At 72.6% G+C, this 21,413-nt stretch carries 15 protein-coding genes; 11 read left to right on the plus strand and 4 right to left on the minus strand.

The window, feature by feature from the left end; genetic code table 11:
* Positions 1-150 precede the first annotated feature (150 nt).
* Positions 151-1,725, plus strand: coding sequence for a DUF4153 domain-containing protein (locus tag FB465_RS24705; RefSeq protein WP_145793958.1), 1,575 nt, complete (start codon positions 151-153; stop codon positions 1,723-1,725).
* 106 nt (positions 1,726-1,831) lie between these two features.
* Here the strand turns inward: FB465_RS24705 and FB465_RS24710 are convergent, their stop codons facing one another.
* Positions 1,832-3,379: an MFS transporter gene (locus tag FB465_RS24710; RefSeq protein WP_145793960.1), complete on the minus strand. Its 1,548-nt coding sequence runs from the start codon at positions 3,377-3,379 to the stop codon at positions 1,832-1,834.
* Positions 3,380-3,634: 255 nt separating this feature from the next.
* Between FB465_RS24710 and FB465_RS24715 the strand changes: the two genes are divergently transcribed.
* From FB465_RS24715 to FB465_RS37745, 3 genes are all read left to right on the plus strand, one after another.
* Positions 3,635-4,318 (plus strand): TetR/AcrR family transcriptional regulator, encoded by a 684-nt coding sequence (locus tag FB465_RS24715; RefSeq protein WP_246192817.1) that lies wholly within the window; start codon positions 3,635-3,637, stop codon positions 4,316-4,318.
* A 124-nt stretch (positions 4,319-4,442) separates the two neighbouring features.
* Positions 4,443-5,126, plus strand: coding sequence for a ribonuclease HII (locus FB465_RS24720; protein WP_145793962.1), 684 nt, complete (start codon positions 4,443-4,445; stop codon positions 5,124-5,126).
* A gap of 371 nt (positions 5,127-5,497) precedes the next feature.
* A complete protein-coding gene (locus FB465_RS37745) occupies positions 5,498-5,890 on the plus strand; it encodes a hypothetical protein (RefSeq protein WP_342791834.1) in 393 nt (130 codons plus the stop codon).
* A gap of 50 nt (positions 5,891-5,940) precedes the next feature.
* Here FB465_RS37745 and FB465_RS24730 read toward each other — a convergent pair whose 3' ends face one another.
* Positions 5,941-6,525, minus strand: coding sequence for a hypothetical protein (locus FB465_RS24730; RefSeq protein ID WP_246193307.1), 585 nt, complete (start codon positions 6,523-6,525; stop codon positions 5,941-5,943).
* 289 nt (positions 6,526-6,814) lie between these two features.
* Positions 6,815-9,058: a RecQ family ATP-dependent DNA helicase gene (locus FB465_RS24735; protein WP_145793967.1), complete on the minus strand. Its 2,244-nt coding sequence runs from the start codon at positions 9,056-9,058 to the stop codon at positions 6,815-6,817.
* Between the two features lie 221 nt (positions 9,059-9,279).
* Between FB465_RS24735 and FB465_RS24740 the strand changes: the two genes are divergently transcribed.
* Complete coding sequence (locus tag FB465_RS24740) at positions 9,280-10,746, plus strand: DUF4192 domain-containing protein (RefSeq protein ID WP_170290683.1); 1,467 nt, start codon at positions 9,280-9,282, stop codon at positions 10,744-10,746.
* 7 nt (positions 10,747-10,753) lie between these two features.
* On the opposite strand, the gene FB465_RS24745 is transcribed toward FB465_RS24740, so the two are convergent.
* The gene (locus FB465_RS24745) at positions 10,754-12,067 is read right to left on the minus strand and encodes an alpha/beta fold hydrolase (RefSeq protein ID WP_145793971.1); all 1,314 of its coding nucleotides are present in this window, start codon (positions 12,065-12,067) and stop codon (positions 10,754-10,756) included.
* 868 nt (positions 12,068-12,935) lie between these two features.
* Here FB465_RS24745 and FB465_RS24750 point away from each other — a divergent pair.
* From FB465_RS24750 to FB465_RS24775, 6 genes are all read left to right on the plus strand, one after another.
* Positions 12,936-15,002 carry a glycogen debranching N-terminal domain-containing protein gene (locus FB465_RS24750; protein WP_145797568.1) on the plus strand — a complete coding sequence of 689 codons (2,067 nt, stop codon included), beginning with the start codon at positions 12,936-12,938 and terminating at the stop codon, positions 15,000-15,002.
* Positions 15,003-15,078: 76 nt separating this feature from the next.
* Positions 15,079-15,822, plus strand: a complete 744-nt coding sequence (locus FB465_RS24755; protein ID WP_145793973.1) for an NUDIX hydrolase — start codon at positions 15,079-15,081, stop codon at positions 15,820-15,822.
* Positions 15,823-16,057: 235 nt separating this feature from the next.
* Positions 16,058-17,248 (plus strand): ABC transporter ATP-binding protein, encoded by a 1,191-nt coding sequence (locus tag FB465_RS24760; RefSeq protein ID WP_170290684.1) that lies wholly within the window; start codon positions 16,058-16,060, stop codon positions 17,246-17,248.
* 3 nt (positions 17,249-17,251) lie between these two features.
* Complete coding sequence (locus FB465_RS24765; RefSeq protein WP_145793976.1) at positions 17,252-18,049, plus strand: hypothetical protein; 798 nt, start codon at positions 17,252-17,254, stop codon at positions 18,047-18,049.
* A gap of 173 nt (positions 18,050-18,222) precedes the next feature.
* A complete protein-coding gene (locus FB465_RS24770) occupies positions 18,223-19,095 on the plus strand; it encodes a FadR/GntR family transcriptional regulator (RefSeq protein WP_145793978.1) in 873 nt (290 codons plus the stop codon).
* Positions 19,096-19,609: 514 nt separating this feature from the next.
* Positions 19,610-21,232 carry an RNA polymerase sigma factor gene (locus FB465_RS24775; protein ID WP_145793980.1) on the plus strand — a complete coding sequence of 541 codons (1,623 nt, stop codon included), beginning with the start codon at positions 19,610-19,612 and terminating at the stop codon, positions 21,230-21,232.
* The last annotated feature ends 181 nt before the right edge of the window (positions 21,233-21,413 follow it).

The following is a 21,413-nucleotide window of genomic DNA, read 5'->3' on the forward strand; positions in this document are numbered from 1 at the left end:
CGTGGGGCGCTTGTGTCACAAGTCTGCGACACAAGCGCCCCAGGCATGTTTTGAACCTGTTCAGAATGATCGCAGGGACCCTACAGTCACGGTCATGCCGCGGCGCCCGAGGGAGCGGACCGCGTGCTCACCGATCCCTGAGGGGGACTCATGTCCAGTCCGTCCGCTGCCGCCCCGCCGCCGCGCGTGCCGAACGACCCGTACCGCCCGCCGGTGGTGCCGAGCCCGTTGCAGCCGCCCGCCTGGATGAAGGCCACCGAGCCGCGCAAGCCGACCCCGGTGCCCGGGGTGCGGGTAGTGGCGGCCGGCCTCGCCGCCGGACTGGTGTCGGCGGCCGTGCTGGCGGACGGGATCGGGGTGAACCTGCTGATCTGCGCGCTGATCGCCGCCGTGGCGGCCGGGTTGGCAGGGCGCTCCGCCGGGCGGCAGGTACGGCCGTGGACGGTCCTCTGGGGTGTCGTGGCGCTGCTGCTGCTGGTCGTTCCGGTGCTCACCGACGCCGGCTGGCCGACCTTCCTGGCGATCGTGACGGCGCTCGGCATCGGCTCGCTCGCGCTGCACGGCGGGTCCAGGTGGGCCGGGGTGCTGCTCGGTCCTCTGGGCTTCTGGGCGCATCTCGTACCGTCGGTGCCGTGGGCGGCGATGACGCTGCGTGATCGTCAGTACCCGGCGCGGGAGCGGATCCTGCCCGTGCTAAAGGCCTCCGCCGTGGCGCTCGGCCTGCTGGTGGTCTTCGGTGCGCTGTTCGCCAGTGCGGATGCGGCCATGGGTGAGTTGTTCGGCGACCTGATGCCGAGCGCCGATGTGGGCGATCTGCCGCTGCGGGTCCTGATGTTCGCGGTCGGCCTGGTGGTGGCGCTCGGTGCCGCGCACACGGCGGCCTCCCCCAGGCGTTGGGACCGGTTGCCCGTCGCGCCCGGGCGGGAGCGCGGCCGGGTGGAGTGGGCACTGCCGCTGATCGCCCTGAACCTGCTCTTCGGAGCCTTTGCGGCCGTCCAGCTGGTGGTGTTCGTCGACGGTTACCAGGCGATCCTGCGCAAGCCCGGGCTGATCCCGTCCGAGTACGCGCGGCAGGGCTTCTGGCAGCTGCTGTGGGTCACGGTGCTCACGCTCGTGGTGGTCGCGCTGGCGAAGCGCTGGGCACCCCGGCGCACGGCCGGCGACCGGCTGCTGGTCAAGGGCCTGCTCGGGCTGCTCTGCGCGCTGACCCTGGTCGTGGTGGCCTCGGCGCTCTACCGGATGCAGCTCTACGTGGACGCCTTCGGGCTGACCAGGCTGCGGATCTCGGTGGCGGCGGTGGAGCTGTGGCTCGGCGTGGTGTTCCTGCTGGTCATCGCCGGGGGAGTGCTGAGCTCGCGGCGCTGGCTGCCCCGGGCCGTGGTGCTCAGCGCGGCTCTCGCTGTCGGGGTGTTCGGGCTGCTGGGGCCGGACGCGCTGATCGCGGAGCAGAACGTCGCGCGGTACGAGAAGTCCGGCAAGCTCGATGTCGGGTACCTGAGGGAGCTGTCGGCGGACGCCGTGCCGGCCCTCGACCGGCTGCCGGACGACCGGCGGACCTGCGCGCTGCAGCTGATCAGCCAGGACCTCTCAGAGGCGAGGTCGAGCTGGTACTCGACCAGCCTGGCCGAGGCCCGCGCCAGGGACATACTTCGGAAGAACCCGGTGGCACCGGACGGCGGAAACGCCTGCCTGCGGGCCGGATTCCGCGAGGACTACCTGCCGTAGCGACGGGCGGCGAGCCGGCCGCGGGTGTGCCGGGGGGCACACCCGCGACCGTACGGCCCGTCTGTCGGTCGGTGTTGACGGTGTATCAGTGAAACGCGGGCTACGGTCAGTGAACCGCGGCCGCGACGCCCTCGGTGGGCAGGTCGCCCGGCTTGGCCTTGATCACGAAGACGGACACCAGCAGGGCGACCGCGGCCAGCGCGGCGCCGATGATGAAGGCCTGCGCGATGCCGTGCGCCAGCACCTCGTTGTACCAGCTGGTGCCCACCGGGAACTGCCCCTGGGCGGCGAACTCCGCCTTCTGCGCGGGTGTCGCGTTGGCCATGAAGTCCGGCGCCTGCAGCTTGCCCTCGTTACGGGCCGCCGTGGCGAACACCGTGGTCAGGATCGAGAGACCCAGGGAACCGCCGATCTGCTGCATGGAGTTGAGCAGGCCGGACGCCGCACCGGTCTCGTGGCCGGGTACACCCGCCACCGAGAGCAGCATCACCGGGACGAAGATCAGACCCATTCCGAAGCCGAAGACGACCGTGGGGCCGAGCACCCCGGTGACGTAGCTGCTGTCCGCGCTGGTCTGCGTCAGCCAGGTGAGACCGCCGGTCACCAGCACGGCCCCGCCGGCCATGAAGGGCTTGGGCCCGTACTTGGCCTGGAAGACGGAGGCGATCTGCGCGGCGATGATGATCGCGACGCTGATCGGCAGGAAGGCCACACCGGCCTTCAGCGGGCTGTAGCCGAGCACCCGCTGTACGAAGATCGTGATGTAGAAGAAGATGCCGAACATGGCGGCCGCCAGGCAGAGCATCATCACCAGGCCGCCCGTACGGTTGCGGTTGGCGAGCAGGTGCAGTGGCGTGATGGGCTGTGCCGTGCGCCGCTCGATCACCAGGAAGAGCGCGAGCAGCACCACGCCGACGGCGAAGGAACCCAGCGTCAGCGAGTCGCTCCAGCCCTCCGAGGCGGCCCGGATGAAGCCGTACACCAGGCTGACCAGACCGAGCGTGGATGTGAGCGCACCCGGGAGGTCGAAGCGGCCCTCGTGGCGCTCGGACTCGTTGATGTAGAGCGGTGCGGCAACCGCGATGAGGACGGCGATCGGCACGTTCACGAAGAACACCCAGCGCCAGTTCAGGTACTCGGTGAGCAGACCGCCGGCCAGCAGGCCGATGGCGGCACCGGAGCCCGCGACCGCGGAGAACACCCCGAAGGCCCGATTTCGCTCGGGCCCCTCCTCGAAGTTGGTGGCGATCAGGGCGAACGCGGTCGGTGAGCAGATCGCACCACCGATGCCCTGGAGCGCACGGGCGGCCAGCAGCATGCCGGAGTCCTGCGCGAAACCGCCGAGCAGCGAGGCCAGGCCGAAGAGCAGAGCGCCGAAGATGAAGACCCTGCGCCTGCCGAGAATGTCGCCGGCCCGGCCGCCGAGCAGCAGCAGCCCGCCGAAGGTCAGGGTGTAGGCGTTGATGACCCAAGACAGGCTGGTGTTGGAGAACTCCAGCGCGTCCTGGATGTGGGGGAGTGCGATGTTCACGATCGTGGCGTCGAGCACGACCATGAGCTGGGTGGCCGCGATGACCGCCAGGGCGATGCCCTTGTGCTGGCCGCGGCTGGCTTGCGATGGTGCAGCCTTGCTTAGTGTGTCCGAGATAGCCATGTAATGCCCCCTGCTGGCTACTGCTTCTGGTTGCAGTTGTCTTCCGCAGTCGAATCTGCGGTTACCGGCCGCGGTTGACGGCGTGCCGGCGGTTCAGCGCGTAGTGCCTGAACTGCGGGTAGTACCAGGGCTGCCCCCGCTGCTATGACTGCCCTGTAGCCCAGCTGCGCGCTATGAAGGAACGGATGCGTTCACTATGGTGGACAATATCCGGTGGATGATTGTGAACGCAAGCGTTCTCTAGGGTTGGTGACGATGGATCAGATGGTGCGGCGGCAGAGGGCCGACGGCCCCCCGGCCGGAGCGTCGCCCAGGTGTGTGCTGGCGGGCGAGGTGAGTGGTGCGGCGGTCGCGCCGTCGCGGAAGCGAGGCAAGGCGCTGGAGGCCGCGATCTTCGAAGCGGCCCTCGACCAACTCACCTCCGGCGGGTTTGCTCGGATGACGATGGAAGGTGTCGCCGGTGCGGCGCAGACCGGGAAGGCCGCGCTGTACCGACGCTGGGCATCCAAGGCCGATCTGGTCATCGATGCCCTCGGGTCCACTCTCCCACCCCCTACCGACATCCCCGACCTCGGGTCCGTGCGTAGCGAGTTGATGCAGCTCATGGGGCGTTTCGGTGAGGTGATGGAGTCCCGGGCCGGTACCGCGATGCGCGCGCTGATGGCCGAGCTGGACCACGAACGGGCGCGGGTCTTCAAGGACTTCGTGCTGGCCCGGGTCGTGCAGCCGGCGACCCTCGCCATGCTGGAGATCCTCCGCAGGGGCGAACTCCGGGGCGACGTCCGGCCCGGGGCGGCCAACTCACTGGTCGCGGATGTCGGGCCGGCCATGCTCATGTACCGGGCCAAGGTCTGCGAGGGCCCCTTCGACCCCGGCTTCTGCACGGCGCTGGTCGACGAGGTGCTGATCCCGATGGTGAGCCCTGCCGACTGCCGGTGAGCAGCCCTCGGGCGGGCGGTGAGCGGTCGGGTGGGTGGGCGGGTGGTGTCCTGGGGGTGGGCCTCGGGCCGGCGTGCAGGACGTAGGCTGGACTCGCCCAGGAAGCAGCCGAATGGACCCCCCGATGCCGTACGACCCCCCGACCCATTCGGTCGAGCGCTCGCTGCGCCGGGCCGGTGCCCGGCTCGTGGCGGGGTTGGACGAGGTCGGCCGCGGAGCCTGGGCCGGGCCCGTGACGGTGGGCGCGGCGGTGACCGGACTGCGCAAGCCGCCGGAGGGGCTCACCGACTCCAAGCTGCTCACCGAGCGCCGCCGCAACGAGCTCGCACCGCTGCTGGCGGACTGGGTCCACGCGTACGCGCTCGGTCACGCCTCGCCGGAGGAGTGCGACGAGCTCGGGATGACCGCCGCTCTGCGGCTCGCGGCGCAGCGTGCGTTGGAGGCGCTCCCGGTCCAGCCGGACGCGATCATCCTCGACGGCAAGCACGACTATCTCGGCGGGCCCTGGCGGGTGCGGACGGTGATCAAGGGCGACCAGTCCTGCATCTGTGTCTCGGCCGCGTCGGTGCTGGCCAAGGTGCAGCGCGACAGCCTGATGGCGGAGATCGGGGACGATCACCCGGCGTTCGGGTTCGCCGACAACGCCGGTTATCCCTCGCCGGTGCACCGCGCGGCGCTGGAGGAGTACGGGCCTACCGAGTACCACCGGCTCTCCTGGGCGTACCTGGACGGGCTGCCCAGGTGGAGCCACCTGAAGCGGGTCCGGGCCGTGGCCGAGCAGGACGAGCAGCTCGCGCTGGATTTCTGACGATTCGTCCGCTCTCCCGGAGCGGTCGGTAGCGGCTGTGCGTGTGTCCAAAGGGTGGGGCGCCCGTGCGCATCCGACCGGCATTTGATAGATATCCGGGTATGCCAGTCTTCCCCGAGGAGCCGGAGATTCACGAGAGCATCCCGGGCGCCGGCGTTCCCTTCCCCCGCGAGTCGGACGCACATGCCCCCCGTACGCCTGCCGTCGGCAGCGCGTCCCCTGTCCCCACGTCCCCCGTTGTCCCGCGCCCCGCGGCGCCGCGACCGGCGGTGCCCCGTCCTGCCTCGCCCATGGGCGACCGGCCGGGGCCTGCGGCCCGTTCTGCGCAGATCCCCAAGCCCGGTCCCGGGCCCCGTCGGGCCGTCCCGACCGTGCAGCTGGTGCCCGCGGCCGCGCGGGACGCGGTCGAGCGGGCCGACGAGGCGGTGGACACCCTGCTGGAGTCGGGTCGCGGGCCCGCCGACATTCTGGTGCTGACGGTCGGTGAGCCGCACCCGTGGCAGCAGCACGAACTCTCCTTCGGCGAGGACCGCTACTGGGCCCAGCTCGCCGAGGCGGGCGACGTGTTCTACGCGGACGCCGCGACCACGCGGCCGCTGCGCCGGGACGTCGTGGTGCTGGTCGTCAACGACGGTGCTGCCGGGCGGGTGGAGCAGGCGGCCCGGAAGGCTCTCGGTCACGCCGGCAAGCTGCTGGTGGTGTGTGGTGAGTCCGCGCTGGTCGCGCCGCTGTTCCCCGGGGTGAGCAGGCCCGTACCGGCCTGACCTGTGATGCGGCGGCCCGGGATGGCCCCGGCGTTCCGGGTCGCCGCTCGTCAGCTGGTCGCCGCGCGGCGGACGGTGTCGATCGAGGTGATCGCCGCCGGTCTCCAGGGGCGTTCAGGGGCCGGCTCGCGCGCGGCGCGCGGCGCGAACTCGGTGACGGTGTGTACCGGGCCGTCCGCCCAGGAGCCCGAGTGCGGGTTGCGTCCCCGGCGGCCGTCCCCCAGTGACTGCCAGCCGGTCGGTGTGAGCGCGATGTACGAGCCGCAGCGCAGGCCGTGCAGGGCCGAGGCGTCGCGCAGCGCCCACATCCAGGCGCCGTCCTGCTCCGTCCAGTCGGCCGAGCCCTCGCGGCAGCGCAGCAGCACCGCCGTACGGGTGGGACTGGCGAGCCGCAGGTCGTGCGGAGTGACCTGGCGCAGCTGGGTGAGGATCGCGTTCCGATGGTGCCAACCGTCGAGGATGTGCGCCCGGGCGGCGAACGAGGCCGATGCCGTCACATGGTGCTGGGCGTCCAGCACGGCCACCACGGTGGTGCCCGGCTGAGGCAGGTGCCGCTGGTGCAGCTCGGCCACGAACTCGCGCGGGGCCCGCAGCAGGGGGATCCCGGAGTTCGACCAGGTCTCGAGGTCGAGCATCCGTTTCCGGGCGGAGGAGAGCTGACCTCGGTCGATACCGTTGATCACGATCCTCCTTCCCCGACCCGCAGGCGTGCGGGTACGAACGTACGCCGAAGGCCGGGTCCGTCGGGACCGGAGGCTGGGTACGGTCCAATTCTCAGGTCAGATGGGCCCGACCGGCAACGATGAAATGATGAACGGCGCCCGAAACTCGGTGTTCTGCCGGATATATTCCACTCCGGCGCGGGTGCCATTCGGCTGACGGTGCATCGGATCGGATCCGGAGGCCACGCTCACGCCTGGACCGTCACGCCTGGACCGCGAGAACCAGCGGCAGGACCGCGCTCGCCCCGGCTTTCCTCAGCAGCCGCGCCGCCACCGTGACCGTCCAGCCGGAGTCCACCAGGTCGTCGACCAGCAGCACCGGACCGGAGGCGGCGGCCAGCGCGGACCTGAGCTCGTCCGGCACCAGCAGCGTCCCGGCGAGCGAGTGCAGCCGCTGGGCGCTGTTGCTCCTGGGCCCATGGGGTGGCCGGCCGGCCGCGTACTCGATCCGCCCGAGCAGCGGCAGTCGGCCGATCGCGGCGATCTGGGCGCCCAGGCTCTCCACCAGCACCGGACGGGTGCCCGAGGCCATCGTCACCACCCCGACCGGCCGGGCGGGCCGGCTGCCGTCGGAGCCCTCGGGGCCGGCCCAGCCGCCGGGGCCGCGAGCCCAGTCGGCCAGCACGCTGACCAGGGCGTCCACCACCTCGGTGGGGGCGGGACCGTCCGGTGCGTGCTCGGCGAGCATGGTGCGCAGGCGGTTGCCCCAGCCGATGTCGGAGAGCCGCCCCAGCGCCCGGCCGGTCTCGGCCTGCTCGCCGGCCGGAATCCGGCCCTTGAGCGCCACGCCGAGGGCGTCCATGCCGGTCGGCCAGAGCCGGCGCGGCTCGAACGTGACGCCGGGCCGCCCGAGTGCCGCCCGGGCCGCGTCCAGAGCCTCGGCCGAGACCTCCGCGGTGTGGCGGGCGCCGGCGCAGTTGTCACAGCGTCCGCACGGCACGGCTTCCTCGTCGTCGAGCTGCCGCCGCAGGAACTCCATCCGGCAGCCCGTCGTGGCCGCGTACTCGCGCATGGCCCGCTGCTCGGCCTCGCGGGACTCGGCGACCTTCGCGTAGCGCGCCGCGTCGTACGTCCACGCGTTGCCGGTCGCCGTCCAGCCGCCGCGGACTCGGCGGACCGCGCCGTCCACGTCGAGAACCTTGAGCATGGTCTCCAGGCGGGCCCGCCGGAGGTCGACCCGGGCCTCCAGGGCGGCCGTGGAGAGCGGCCGGTCGACCTCGGCGAGGGCGCCGATCGTCCGGCGGACCTGCTCCTCGGCGGGGAATCCGAGCGAGGCGAAATACCGCCAGATCGCCTCGTCCTCGCGGCCGGGGAGCAGCAGCACCTCGGCACGCGCCACACCGCGCCCGGCGCGGCCGACCTGCTGGTAGTAGGCGATCGGGGAGCTCGGGGAGCCCAGGTGCACCACAAAGCCGAGGTCGGGTTTGTCGAAGCCCATGCCCAGGGCGGAGGTCGCGACGAGGGCCTTGACGCGGTTGGCCAGCAGATCGGCCTCGGCACTGCGCCGCTCGGCGTCCTCGGTCCGGCCGGAGTACGAGGCGACCGGGTACCCGCGCTGGCGCAGGAAGGCCGTGACCTCGTCGGCGGCGGCCACGGTGAGGGTGTAGATGATGCCGGACCCCGGGAGCTCCGCGAGGTGGTCGGCCAGCCAGGCGAGGCGATGGGCCGGGTCGGGAAGGGCGAGGACGCCGAGGCTCAGGCTCTCGCGGTCGAGCGGGCCACGCAGGACCAGGGCGCGCTCGTCGCCGGCGCTCGGGCGGCCGGTGGTTTCTGTCCCGCCTCCTGTTCCACCTGTTCCGCCCGTCCCGAGCTGCTCGGCGACGTCGGCGGTGACCCGGGCGTTGGCGGTGGCCGTGGTGGCGAGTACGGGGACACCGGGCGACAGCTCGGCCAGCATGGTGCGAAGGCGGCGGTAGTCGGGGCGGAAGTCGTGACCCCAGTCGGAGATGCAGTGCGCCTCGTCGACCACGAGCAGGCCGGTCGAGGCGGCCAGCTTGGGGAGCACCTGGTCGCGGAAGTCGGGGTTGTTCAGCCGCTCCGGGCTGACCAGCAGGACGTCGACCGCGCCGGCGGCGACCTCGGCCTGGATCTCGTCCCACTCCTCCGGATTGGCGGAGTTGATGGTGCGGGCGTGGATCCCGGCGCGGGCGGCCGAGTCGACCTGGTTGCGCATCAGGGCGAGCAGGGGGGAGACGATCACCGTCGGGCCCGCTCCTCGGGCGCGCAGCAGCGCGGTGGCGATGAAGTAGACGGCAGACTTCCCCCAGCCGGTGCGCTGGACGACGAGGGCGCGGCGATGGTCGATGACCAGGGCCTCGATCGCCAGCCACTGGTCCTCACGCAGCACGGCCGAGGGGCCGGCCAGCTCGCGGAGCACGGCCTCGGCGCGTACCCGGACGGCGGCGCGGTCGACTGCCTGGTCAGGGTGGGGTGTGGGCTGGTCCATGGCTCAATGAATACCCCGTGGGACCGACAGAGGGCGAACAGCCAGGATTCGGGGACGCGGGTCGATGATCTGGAAATCATCTGAGCCGGTGTCATTTGTCCTGTTATGTGGGCAAGTCACGACTGAGCCGAATGGGGGAGGAAATGCTGACCCCCCGGCTTTATCCACAGGGCGGAAGCAGTTTCCGTCGGCGGGGTCGGCGGTGCGGCACTCTTCCCGGCATGAACGAGGACCGCACCACCTTGCCTCCCGGCCCGCTCCCCGGCCAGCTGCCGGTCAGGATGCGCGGCCCGGCCGACATGGCCGAGATGCTCCCCTACCTGCTGGGCTTCTTCCCCGACGACAGCATCGTCGCGGTCGGGCTGCAGGGCCCCGCGCTCCAGCAGGGCGGGGTGATCCGCCTCGACATCCCCGACAACCCCGCGCACTGGCAGCCGATCGCCGCCGACACGGCCCGGCTGCTCATCGAGCTCTCCGAGCAGCGCGACCGTCGCCCCGAGCAGGTGCTGCTGTACGTGTGCCGAGATCCGTCAGACCGTGACGGCGACAGCGGCAGCGACCGCGGCGAGGGCGACCGCGGTGGCGGCAGGGGCGTGGCCGCCAGGCTCCGTCCGCTGGCCTCGCACCTGGCCGACGCGTTCCGGGCCGAAGGCGTCACGGTGAAGGAGTCGCTCTGTGTCTCCGCAGGGCGATGGTGGTCGTTCCTGTGCGAGGGGACGGACTGCTGTGACCCGGCGGGCGTGCAGATCCGCTCGGCCCATCTCCCGAGCCCGGTGGCTGCGGCGGCCACCTTCGCCGGCCTCGCCCCGAGAGGCAGCCGCAAGGCGATCGTGGCGGGGCTGGCACCGGTCGGCCCGCCCGAGGACGGCACCTACCGGGAGGCCATCGACCGTGTCGGGCCACAGCTGGTCCACGAGCTGGCCGGCCTCGGCGGTCGCCCCGCGGTGCTGGAGCGCACGGGCGTGCTGCTCGCCGAGGTGATGGCCGAGTTCCAGGGCGGCGCGCGGGAGACCGACCCCGAGCGCGCGGCCCGGCTGCTGGTCGGTCTGCAGGACAAGCTCGGCCGCGACCGCGGCGCGGAGTACGCCGAGCCGCACGAGCTCGTCCCGGCCCAGCACCTCTGGCGCTTCCTCGCCCAGCGCTGTGTCGCCCCGTACGAGCACTTCGCGGCGGCCCCGCTGACCCTGCTCGCCTGGACGTCCTGGCTCGCGGGCGACAACGCCACCGCCCGGGTGGTGCTGGCGAGGGCGCTCGACCTCGACCCCGAGTACACCCTCGCCCAACTTCTCTACGAGTCGCTCAACGGCGGGCTGCTGCCGCAGCAGCTGCTGGCGAGCGTGCGCGAGGAGCGAGCCGGGCGGCGCTCTCCGGGGCAGGTGCCGGGCCCGAGGCGTCCCGGGCGGCCCCCGAACCCGCACCCCGATGGTTCGCCCGCCGACCCGTCGGCAACTCGCCCGGCCGGGGCGGGCGAGCGACCGAGGCCGGGCGAGTCGCCGGGCGGTCCGTCAGGCGAAGAGGGGGAGGGCGGGTCGGACGAGCACCCGTGCGAGACCGGTCCGGGCGGGCGCAGCAGCCCCGGGCAGGGCCTGCTGCGCAGACAGGCCCGCCGGGCCCGACGGCGGCTCAGGGCCGGGCCTGGCCGACGGGCCACCGAGGGCTGGGACCGCGACACCCCCGTCGGGAGCTGACATGCGGCTAAAGCTCTCCGCGCGCCATCTTGATCAGGCGGTCGAGGACCGCACCGCCGCTCACCCGCAGACCGTCGTGTTCCCACTCGTTGGTCACCCAGGTCCGCAGGCCCTTGACGGCGCGCGCGGTCTCCAGAGAGTCGTCGGTGTCCACGTACATGTCGTCGTGGTACACCGCCGCCACCACCGGCACCTCGTTGGCGGCGAGCCGCTCAGGCTCGTACAGGTCGGGCCAGTCGGCTCGCTCGGCGAGCAGCTGCGCGGTGTCACGCAGCGGCTGCAGGGCCGGGTCGGTCTCGAACAGCCAGGGGTAGATCATCTCGCCGGTGAACAGCACCGGCCGGTCCGACTCCAGCGCCTGCTCGGCGTCGAACTCCGGGAACTCCTTGCGGACGCGCTCCGCCGCCCAGGCCGTCGCCGCCGGCTCCACCGAGCGCTGGCCGTAGATCGACTCGTGCAGCACGGCGTAGAGCGGCCCCTGCGCAAAGGACAGCTGGGCCTGCACACCCGCGAGGAAGGTGTCCGAGAGCTCGGGGCCGTGCACGCCCTCGACCCAGGCCTCCTCGAGCAGGTAGTGCAGGGAGTGCGAGCCGGTCCCCGAACCGAGAAGCATGCCAAGGCCCTGGAAGGCCTGGACGGTCAGCAGACCGCCGTCCGGCAGCCGGGCGGGGGCCTTGACCAGGTGGGAGGCGATCCGCCGCACCGCGGCGACGTCGTGCGGGTAGCGCGCGTAGTGCGCCGCGTTCTTGCGGGCCACTCGTGGGTACGCGGCGCGGTAGACGTCGTCCGCCGAGCTGCGCAGGCCGGCCAGGCCGCCCGTCACGAAGGCCTCGCGCAGCCCCTCGGGAGCCAGCGAGAGGTAGGTCAGGGTGCAGAACCCGCCGAAGCTCTGCCCCAGCAGGCTCCACCGCCCCTCGTCGCCGAGCAGCCTCCGGCGGATCAGCTCCGCATCCCGGACGATCGAGTCGGCGCGGAACAGCGCCAGGTAGTCCGCCTGCTGGTGCGGCCCGCCGCGGCGGGCGAGCGTCTGCCGGTTCGCCGGGGTGGACCGCCCGGTGCCCCGCTGGTCGAGCAGCAGCACCCGGTAGTCGTCCAGGGCACGCTCCAGCCAGGTGTCCCGGCCCAGCGGGCGCCCGGCCTTGCCCCCGGGGCCGCCCTGCAGGAACAGCAGCCACGGCAGGTCGTCGTGCTCGCGGCCCGAGGCCACCACCTCGCGGCCGTACACCTCGATCTGCTCGCCGTCGGCCGCATGGTGGTCGAGCGGCACCTGGAAGTAGTGGTCGGTCGTGACGATCCCGGGCAGCCGGCTGGCGGTGGACATACAACTCCTCGGTACGTGCTGGTCACAAGCGCGGCATGGCGGATGCCCACGGGGTTCCCGGTGCGACCGCCGCCGCCTTCGCACCGTATCCTGGCGGCGCGTGTGAGCCGGTACGGGCGGGCGGTCGTGGGGGACGGCCGGTCGGGGTGTGCGGCGGTGTCAGACGGGTTCAGGTGGCGCCGTCCGTTCGACCGGCGGGCGTTCGGCCGGCCCCTGACGGAGACTGCGGATCGCACCTTCGGCGTGACCTGGGGGAGGTACGGTGCGTTCAACCTGCGGGGCGCGACACCGACCGGTCGGGACGGTTCCGCGCAGCAGCCGGCGAGCCGTCCTCGGACGAGCCGCAGCGGCGCCCGGAGTCGTCCGAGCCGACCAGACAGGCCCACGGAGCCGCGAGGTTTCCGGGGGCTGACCCTGGCGGAGGCAGTCCGCCCGGGCAGCCCGCATGTCCCACCGGCCCATCAGCAGCAATCGCGATCGAGCACGCTCGCGGCCGACCGGCATCGCCGTCGTCGGTCGGCCGAGGGAGGAGAGCCAGGTGACCGCCATGAGGCCGCCACAGGCAGTGCCACAGGCAGCGCCGCCGACCGCACCGCCTGTACCGACCGCACCACCCGCGCCGCCGGTTGCCGGGGCGCCGACCGCCGGGCCGTACTCGGTGCCGCCGTACCCTTCGGCTCCACCGATCGCACCGACCGCACCGTCCGCAGCGTCACCGTCCGCGGCGCCTGCCGCTCCGCTGTACCCGCCGCCGACGAGCCCTGCGCGGTCCGACCAGCCTGCCTCGGGCCAGCCACGTCCGCAGACCCAGGCCCGTCCGCAGCCCGCCGCCGCGCACAACACGATCCTCTGCGTGAACGCCCCGGCGATGGCCGCCTCAGGTCCGGACGGGCAGCTCCGCGGCCAGAGCCTGCACGGCTTCTACCGAGCGGGCGTCCGCACCCTGGCGAGGATGGAGGTACGGCTCGGCGGCATCGAGCCGCTCCCTCTCCAGGGCACTCTGACCTCGGCGGCCGAGGCACGCTTCCTCGGCGCCGTACGCATTCCGGGCGACCTGGATCCGGACCCGGCGCTGACCGTCGAACGGCTGCGGCACGCCGACGGAGTGGAGACCATCACCGTGCGGAACACCGGCAGCCGCCCGGCCCGTCTCCCGCTGGAGATCGCGCTCGGCACGGATCTCGGCCAGCTGTCGGACATCGCCGCCGGTCAGCGGTCGGCGGACCTGCCGGGCCAGGTGCAGTCGGCCGGACTGCGCTGGGCCGGACAGAGCCACAGCGCCACGGTCACCGCCAGGCCGTCGCCGCACGCCGTCCTGGCCGGCGCGGGTGTGCTGCGCTGGGATCTGGAGGTGCAGCCCGGGGCCCGCTGGTCGGTCGAGCTGCGCACGGAGCTGGAGCACTCCTCCCCGGTGGGGGTCCGCCCGCCGAGCGGTCGGGGTCTGGGCGTGCCACTGCCGTGGTCGGCGCCCGAGGTGCGGTGCGACGACTCACGCGTCGAGGTGCTCCTGCCCCGCTCGCTCGACGCGCTCGGCGGGCTGCTGCTCGCCGACGCCGACCGTCCGACCGACCTCTACGCGGCTTCGGGTGTGCCGTGGCGCTTCGGTCTGACCTCGGCCGACGCACTCTGGGCGGCCAGGCTGACGCTGCCCCTGGGTACCCGCCTGGCGGGCGGAACCCTGCGCGCCCTGGCACGCCGTCAGCACCCGGGCGGTGGCAGCGCCCCCGCCTCGGCGACCCCCGCCGGCGCGTCCGCCGCGACAGCCGGTGCCGGCACAGCGGGCGGCCCGACGGCTACGGCCCAGGCGGCCGGCTCACGCCCCGAAGGCCTGATTCCGGGTGCGCTGCGGCACGCCGGGCCCGAGCTTCCGCCGTCGTGCACGGCTACCGAGGCCACCCTCCTGTTCGTCACCGTGCTCGCCGAGGCATGGCGGTGGGGGATGCCCCGCAGCGAGGTCGCCGACCTGCTGCCCGCCGCGGAGCGGGCCCTCGCGGCGCTGCGCAGCAACGTCAGCGACGGCTCCGGCGGCTTCGCGACCGACGGTCCGAACAGCTTTGTGACCGATCTCGGCCGCTCGGCCGAGGAGCGCGCCGCCCGTCCGGTGGCCGCCCGCTGCGAGGTGCAGGCCCAGGCTCACCGGGCGGCGCTGCACGGGGCGGAGCTGCTGGAGGCCTTCGGCAGGCGGGGAGCCGAAGAGTGGCGTGGCTGGGCGGCCGGTCTGCGTGAGCGCTTCCGAGAACAGTTCTGGATCGACGACCTGTCGGGCGGCCGGCCCGCTGCCGCGCTGGCGGGGCCAGGCCGTCCACTGCCCGCCGTCGCCTCCTCCTTCGTGCACCTGCTCGACCTCGGGCTGGCCGCCGACGGTGCTCATCACGAGGGGCTGCTCGATCGCGAGCAGACCAGGATCCTCGCGCAGCGGCTGGTCACGCCGGAGTTCGACTGCGGGTGGGGGCTGCGGACGCTGAGTGCCAAGTCCCCCCGCTTCAACCCACTGGGCCACCGGAGTGGGGCCGTCCGGGTCCATGAGACCGCGCTCGCCGTGGTGGGCCTGGCCGAGGCCGGATTCGAGCGGGAGGCCGGGGCACTGCTGGAGGGGCTGCTGGACGCCTCCACACACTTCGAGGGGCGGCTGCCCGAGATGTATGCGGGTGAGCAGCGGGTGACGGGCTGCCCGCCCGTGCCGCACCCGGCGGCCTGCCGCCCGGCGGCGGTGTCGGCGGCAGCCGCGGTGCACCTGGTCCTCGCGCTCGCCGGGGTCCGCCCGGACATCCCGGCCGGTCGGGTGCTGGTCCGCCCGGCCAGCACCGCTCCGCTGGGTGAGCTCCAGCTCTCCGGTCTGCGGGTGGCCGGTGAGCCGTTCTCGGTCCGGGTCAGCCGGATCGGCGTGGCCGTGGTGGAGGAGGCGCCGCCCGAGCTTCAGCTGGGCGCGCGTTGAGCGGCCCGGCCGGGCCCAGCGGGCGGCCCGCCTCGCCCCTGTGCTTATCGTCAGAGAGACGACTATGATCGTCACCATGTCGCGTTATGACCCGTCGGCCTTCCCCCCGTTCGCTGTCACGGTCGACCTGGTGGTGCTGACGGTGCGCGAGCACGCGCTCTGCGCACTGCTGGTCCGACGGGGCGAGCCGCCGTTCCAGGGGTACTGGGCCCTGCCCGGTGGCTTCGTCCGTCCGGACGAAGGCCTCGCCGAGGCGGCCTCCAGAGAGCTCGCTGAGGAGACCGGCCTACGGGCTCACTCCACGCCCGGCCAGGGCGCGGCGGGAGCCCACCTCGAACAGCTCGCAACGTACGGGCACCCCCAGCGTGACCCGCGCATGCGGGTGGTCAGCGTGGCGCACCTCGCGCTGGCCCCCGACCTGCCGACCCCCCGCCCTGGCGGTGACGCCAGCAGCGCCCGCTGGGCGCCGGTCGGGGAGCTGCTCGGCCAGACTCCGGCCGACGGAGTGCCGCTCGCGTTCGACCACGGGAAGATCCTCGCGGACGGGGTCGAGCGGGCCCGCTCCAAGATCGAGTACTCCTCGCTCGCGACGGCCTTCTGTCCGCCGGAGTTCACCGTGGGAGAGCTGCGGCAGGTCTACGAGGCGGTCTGGGGCGTGGCCCTGGACCCGCGCAACTTCCACCGCAAGGTGACCGGCACCCCCGGCTTCCTGGTGCCCTCAGGCGGCACCACGACCCGTCAGGGCGGGCGCCCGGCCCAGCTCTTCAAGGCCGGCGGGGCCACCGTCCTCAACCCCCCGATGCTCCGCCCCGACTCGTAGAGGTGGGCAATCGATCAGCCCTTCTGGCTTCCCCGCTGCCTCACCCAGCTCCGGCGTCGGCGCCGAGACCCGCGGCACCTGTCCCCTGATCGGGTGAGCTGCGTGGCCACGCCACCCACCACGCATCCGTAATGCCCGAATTCTCCATCGATGCGTCCTAGTGTGCTGGCGCGGGCACATGGGACCACCCACGCCTCGCAGACCCGGTCGGACGAGGACATGGGAGCAGGCAGCGATGATCCAGATCACCGGACTGACCAAGGTCTACCGCCGGGGCCGCCCGCCGGCCCTGCTCGACCTCACCTTCGACGCCCGCCCCGGCATGGTCACCGCCCTGCTGGGCGCCGAGGGCGCGGGCAAGACCACCGCACTCCGGCTCATGCTGGAACTCGAACAGGGCCAGGGCATCACCCTGTTCGACGGCCGGACCTACCGCAGGCTGCGCCGTCCCGAACGCGAGATCGGAGTGCTGCTCCCCACCGGTCGCCCGGTGGCCGGCCACCCGGGGCGCCGCGCCCGCAGTCACCTGCGCATGCTGGCAGGGGCGGTCGGGGTGCCGGCCCGGCGAGCGGACGAACTGCTGGAGCAGACCCGGCTGGCGGGCGTGGCAGGGCATCGGCTGCGCTCCTTCTCGCCCGGCATGCACCGCCGGCTCTCCCTCGCCGCCGCCCTGCTCGGATCCCCGGGCACTCTGCTGCTGGACGCCCCCACCGAGGGCCTGTCGCCGCGCAACATCGAGTGGTTCCACTCCTTCCTGCGCTCGTTCTCCGTCTCCGGCGGGACTGTCCTGGTCACCACCCGGACGATGCAGGAAGCGTCAGTCCTGGCCGACCGGGTCATCACCCTCGACCGGGGCCAACTGCTCGCGGACCAGCCGGTCGCCGAGTTCCGCCGCACCCGGCTTCACCCGGAGGTCTCGGTCCGCGGCCCGCAGATGGCCCGGCTCGCCGACCTGCTCCTCAGTCAGGGCGTAGAGGTCCGCCGGGACGGTGGGGCCGGCATCGCGGTGAGCGGCATCGGCCGCACCGAGATCGGCGAACTCGCCTACCGGCACGGCATCCTGCTCCATGAGCTCGCCGACCGGGTGGTCGAGCAGCCCGTCCCGCACCCCGCCCTCCCCGCCGCCTCGGGCCGCTCCGGCCACGTCCAGCTCAGGCCCGCCGGGCAGGCGGAACCGGGCAGGCCGGCCGTGGTCGGCCAGTCCACCCCGCCCGACCGCATCCTGCAGGCCACCGCCCCGACCGCCCCTCAGCTCTTCCAGGACGAACCCGCACCCGTGGCCGGCCGGCCCCCGCAGGCTCAGCCCCTCCAGGACCAACCCCCGCAAGCCCAACGCCCGCAGGCCCAGCCATCACACGCGGAGCCCGCCGCCCCGACGTCCCTCAACCACCAGCCCGTCACCGGGCCCGACCACCGGAGCGAGTGACCCGTGCGCGTTCTTGCCTACGAGGTGCGCCGCCTGCGCGGCCTGCGCTCGACCTGGTTCATCCTCGGTGCGGCCCTGCTGTGCGACGCCGCAGTGGCGGCCGTTCTGGCCCGTCAGCTGCCCGCCGGGACGCTCTCGGTGGGGGCCGCCGTCCGCTCCGTCACCGCCGTCGTCCCGCTGCTCCCGCTCCCCATCGCCGCCCTGGGCACCGGCGCGCTCGGCGCCCTCTCGTACGGGCACGAGGTCCGCCACCCCGGCCTGGCCGCGTCCCACGTCTCGTACGGACGCCGGCTCGGCCTGCTGGCCGGGAAGCTCACGGTGATCGGCCTGCTCTCGGCGCTGCTGGCCCTCGCCACCGTTCTGCTGGACACGCTGGTCCTGCGCCTGGCCCTGGCACCGGCGGTGGAGCCCGGGCCGGTGTTCGGCGCGGACGCCCAGGCGCTGGCCGCCGCCGGGCAGCCGCTCGCGGTGTTCGCGGGGCTGGTCGTGCTGGCCGGGTGGACGGGTCTGCTCACCACCTCGCTGGTCCGCAGTGCGGCGGCGGGGCTCCTCATCCTCTGCGCGCTCCCGCCGCTGCTGGAGCCCGGGCTCTCGCTGATCCTGCGCCAGGCCGGACGGGTCTGGCCGGCTCAGGTGCGGGAGGTGCTGCCGTTCCAGTACGGCCTGGACTGGGTGCGTGGCGCCGACCCACAGGGCGCGGCGGCGCCCCTGGACCCGGTGCTGCTGGCCGGCGTGCTGACCCCGGCGGCTCTGCTCCTGGTCGCCTGCGTGCTGGTCCAGGCCCGTCGCCGGGCGCTCTGAACCACCGTCGACGGCCCTCCGGTGACACCCAGTCATGTGGAACGTTGTACCGGGATCGAAACAACCGCTTCTGCCTGATAAGAAGTCAATTATCCGGTCACGGGCGATCACCCTTTCGTGTGCTTTTCACGAGAATTCTCAAGCCGGGCCCGCCGATCGCCGACAAAGGACGTGTGAGTACCCTTGCGCACCCCACCATGACCGCAGCTCGCTCGGCCGACGCAGTCGGCCCCGGAGAGCTGGACCGTTTCTCCTACGCCGATCGGCCGACTCCGCCCGCGCCCCGCTGGGAGGGCGCCGAGACCGACCTCTCCCGGGTCGGCCGCAAGACCACCAGCAGCCGCGGCCGCGGCCTCCACGGCCAGCTCGTCCAGCAGCTCGGCCAGATGATCGTCTCCGGCGACCTCGGCGCCGACCGCCCGCTCGTCCCCGAGGAGATCGGGCAGCGGTTCGAGGTCTCCCGCACCGTCGTCCGCGAGTCCCTCCGTGTGCTGGAGGCCAAGGGCCTGGTGAGTGCCCGGCCGAACGTCGGCACCCGGGTCCGGCCGGTCAGCGACTGGAACCTGCTCGACCCCGACATCATCGAGTGGCGGGCCTTCGGTCCGCAGCGTGACGAGCAGCGCCGCGAGCTGTTCGAGCTGCGCTGGGCGATCGAGCCGCTGGCCGCCCGTCTCGCGGCCGGCCACGGCCGGGACGACGTCCAGCAGCGACTGGTCGAGCTGACCGAGATCATGGGCCACGCCGGCGCCCAGGGAGACCTGGTCAGCTACGGCCGGGCCGATGTCGAGCTGCACTCGCTGGTCCTGCAGATGGCGGGCAACCGGATGCTCGAGCACCTCTCCGGGATCGTCTCCTGCGCCCTGCAGGTCTCCGGCGGCCCGGCCATCTCGTGCGAGCGCCCCTCCGACTCCTCGGTGAGCCTGCACTCCCGGCTGGTCGACGCGCTCGGCACCGGCGACGGCACCGCCGCCGAGGCCGCCGTCCGCGCCCTGCTCACCGTCCACCCCGAGATCGAGCACTCGGTCCCGGCGCCCCGCGAGCACTGACCGGAGCGTCAGGCGCAGAGCGGGCGACGAACCGAAATCCCGAGGACCGAGATCCGAGGACGAGCTCCGAGGATCGAGATCCACGGACCGGGATCCCGCGAACCGAGATCCCGCGAACCGAGATCCAGAGAAGCCGAACTCCCGAGAACCGACCTCCCGAGACGACGGAACCGAGGCACCCATGGCCCTCCAGCTGCACCTTCCGGAGCAGCTGGAGGGCCATGGCCGCATCCGGACGGTCGCCGCGCACACGCCGCGGGCGCCGGTGTGACCGGCGCCACGAAGGCCATGCGTAACACTTGAGGGGTGGCAGCGATGTGTACGGAGCGGAAGTACTCCGGAATACCACCACCGTGTCAGAATGCTGTGTTGGTCTGCGGCGCTGCTGCCGTCCTGCAAACCCAGTCCTCAAGCCCGAGCCGGTCGGAATCGACACCGCGCGCTGTGCGCGTGATCCTTCCCCGCCCCCTCGGGCGGCCCGGTACGGGTTCGAGTTCACTCATCGTCCGAGAGGTTGTTCGTGTCGGCCAGCACATCCCGTTCGCTCCCCCCCGAGATCGCCGAGTCCGCAGCTCTGCTCGCGCTCATCGAGCGGGGCAAGGCCCAGGGGCAGATCGCCGGTGACGACGTGCGTCAGGCTTTCGAGGCGGACCAGATCCCGGTCACCAAGTGGAAGAACGTCATGCGCAGCCTCAACCAGGTGCTGATTGAGGAAGGGGTGGACCTCATGGTCAGCGCGGCGGAACCCGCCGGCTCCAAGCGCAAGAGCGTTGCGGCCAAGAGCACCACCAAGCGCACGGCTACCAAGGCGGTCACCACGCGGACTCCGGCGGCGCCCACCAAGCCCCCGGTGCGGATCGCCCCTGCGGCGACCCCGGCCGCGCCGGCCGTCGCCGCCGCCGTGACCACCCCCGAGGTGACGGTCGTGGAGACCATCGAGACGGCCGAGGCGAAGGCCGCGGCCAAGAAGGCCGCTGCCCCCGCCAAGAAGGCCGTGGCCAAGAAGGCTGCCGCCCCGGCCAAGAAGGCCGTGGCCAAGAAGACCACCGCCAAGGCCGCCAAGGGCGACGAGGAGCTGGTCGGCGAAGAGGAGCTGCTCGAGGACGTCGCGCTGCCCGGTGACAAGCCCGCCGCCGAGGGTGACGCCCCGGAGGAGGAGTCGGAGGGCTTCGTGCTCTCCGACGACGACGAGGACGACGCCCCTGCCCAGCAGGTCGCCGTCGCGGGTGCCACCGCCGACCCGGTCAAGGACTACCTCAAGCAGATCGGCAAGGTCCCGCTGCTCAACGCCGAGCAGGAGGTCGAGCTCGCCAAGCGCATCGAGGCCGGCCTGTTCGCCGAGGACAAGCTCTCGGCCGCCGACAAGCTCGCCCCCAAGCTCAAGCGCGAGCTGGAGATCATCGCCGAGGACGGCCGTCGCGCCAAGAACCACCTGCTGGAGGCCAACCTCCGCCTCGTGGTCTCCCTCGCCAAGCGCTACACCGGCCGCGGCATGCTCTTCCTGGACCTGATCCAGGAGGGCAACCTCGGTCTGATCCGCGCGGTCGAGAAGTTCGACTACACCAAGGGCTACAAGTTCTCCACGTACGCCACCTGGTGGATCCGTCAGGCGATCACCCGCGCGATGGCCGACCAGGCCCGCACCATCCGTATCCCGGTGCACATGGTCGAGGTCATCAACAAGCTGGCCCGCGTCCAGCGCCAGATGCTCCAGGACCTGGGCCGCGAGCCCACCCCGGAGGAGCTGGCCAAGGAACTCGACATGACCCCCGAGAAGGTCATCGAGGTCCAGAAGTACGGCCGCGAGCCGATCTCGCTGCACACGCCGCTCGGCGAGGACGGCGACAGCGAGTTCGGTGACCTGATCGAGGACTCCGAGGCGGTCGTCCCGGCCGACGCGGTCTCCTTCACCCTGCTCCAGGAGCAGCTGCACTCGGTGCTCGACACCCTGAGCGAGCGCGAGGCCGGCGTGGTCTCGATGCGCTTCGGCCTGACGGACGGTCAGCCGAAGACGCTGGACGAGATCGGCAAGGTCTACGGGGTCACCCGTGAGCGCATCCGCCAGATCGAGTCGAAGACCATGTCCAAGCTGCGCCACCCGTCGCGCTCCCAGGTGCTGCGCGACTACCTGGACTGAGTCCGAGCACACGCCGAAGGGCCCCTCGCAGCAGCGAGGGGCCCTTCGGCGTTCCTCCGGATCCTCCGCATCCAGGAACATCCCGGAGATGGCAGGTCATTCGGCGGCCTCCCGGGTCCCTCGTCCGGGTGCTCCGGCAGGGAGTTGACGGCACTTTGGGTAATCGGTCGACTACGCTGTG

Origin of the sequence: Kitasatospora atroaurantiaca, assembly GCF_007828955.1 — a bacterium.
In the GTDB taxonomy this organism is placed as follows: domain Bacteria; phylum Actinomycetota; class Actinomycetes; order Streptomycetales; family Streptomycetaceae; genus Kitasatospora; species Kitasatospora atroaurantiaca.

Coding starts and splice junctions, on each gene's coding strand:
- FB465_RS24710 (WP_145793960.1), bottom strand. CDS start 3,379: ATGGCTATCTCGGACACACTAAGCAAGGCTGCACCATCGCAAGCCAGC.
- FB465_RS24750 (WP_145797568.1), top strand. CDS start 12,936: ATGGCCGCCTCAGGTCCGGACGGGCAGCTCCGCGGCCAGAGCCTGCAC.
- FB465_RS24730 (WP_246193307.1), bottom strand. CDS start 6,525: ATGCTCGACCTCGAGACCTGGTCGAACTCCGGGATCCCCCTGCTGCGG.
- FB465_RS24760 (WP_170290684.1), top strand. CDS start 16,058: ATGATCCAGATCACCGGACTGACCAAGGTCTACCGCCGGGGCCGCCCG.
- FB465_RS24705 (WP_145793958.1), top strand. CDS start 151: ATGTCCAGTCCGTCCGCTGCCGCCCCGCCGCCGCGCGTGCCGAACGAC.
- FB465_RS24755 (WP_145793973.1), top strand. CDS start 15,079: ATGTCGCGTTATGACCCGTCGGCCTTCCCCCCGTTCGCTGTCACGGTC.
- FB465_RS24720 (WP_145793962.1), top strand. CDS start 4,443: ATGCCGTACGACCCCCCGACCCATTCGGTCGAGCGCTCGCTGCGCCGG.
- FB465_RS24735 (WP_145793967.1), bottom strand. CDS start 9,058: ATGGACCAGCCCACACCCCACCCTGACCAGGCAGTCGACCGCGCCGCC.
- FB465_RS24715 (WP_246192817.1), top strand. CDS start 3,635: ATGGATCAGATGGTGCGGCGGCAGAGGGCCGACGGCCCCCCGGCCGGA.
- FB465_RS24740 (WP_170290683.1), top strand. CDS start 9,280: ATGAACGAGGACCGCACCACCTTGCCTCCCGGCCCGCTCCCCGGCCAG.
- FB465_RS24745 (WP_145793971.1), bottom strand. CDS start 12,067: ATGTCCACCGCCAGCCGGCTGCCCGGGATCGTCACGACCGACCACTAC.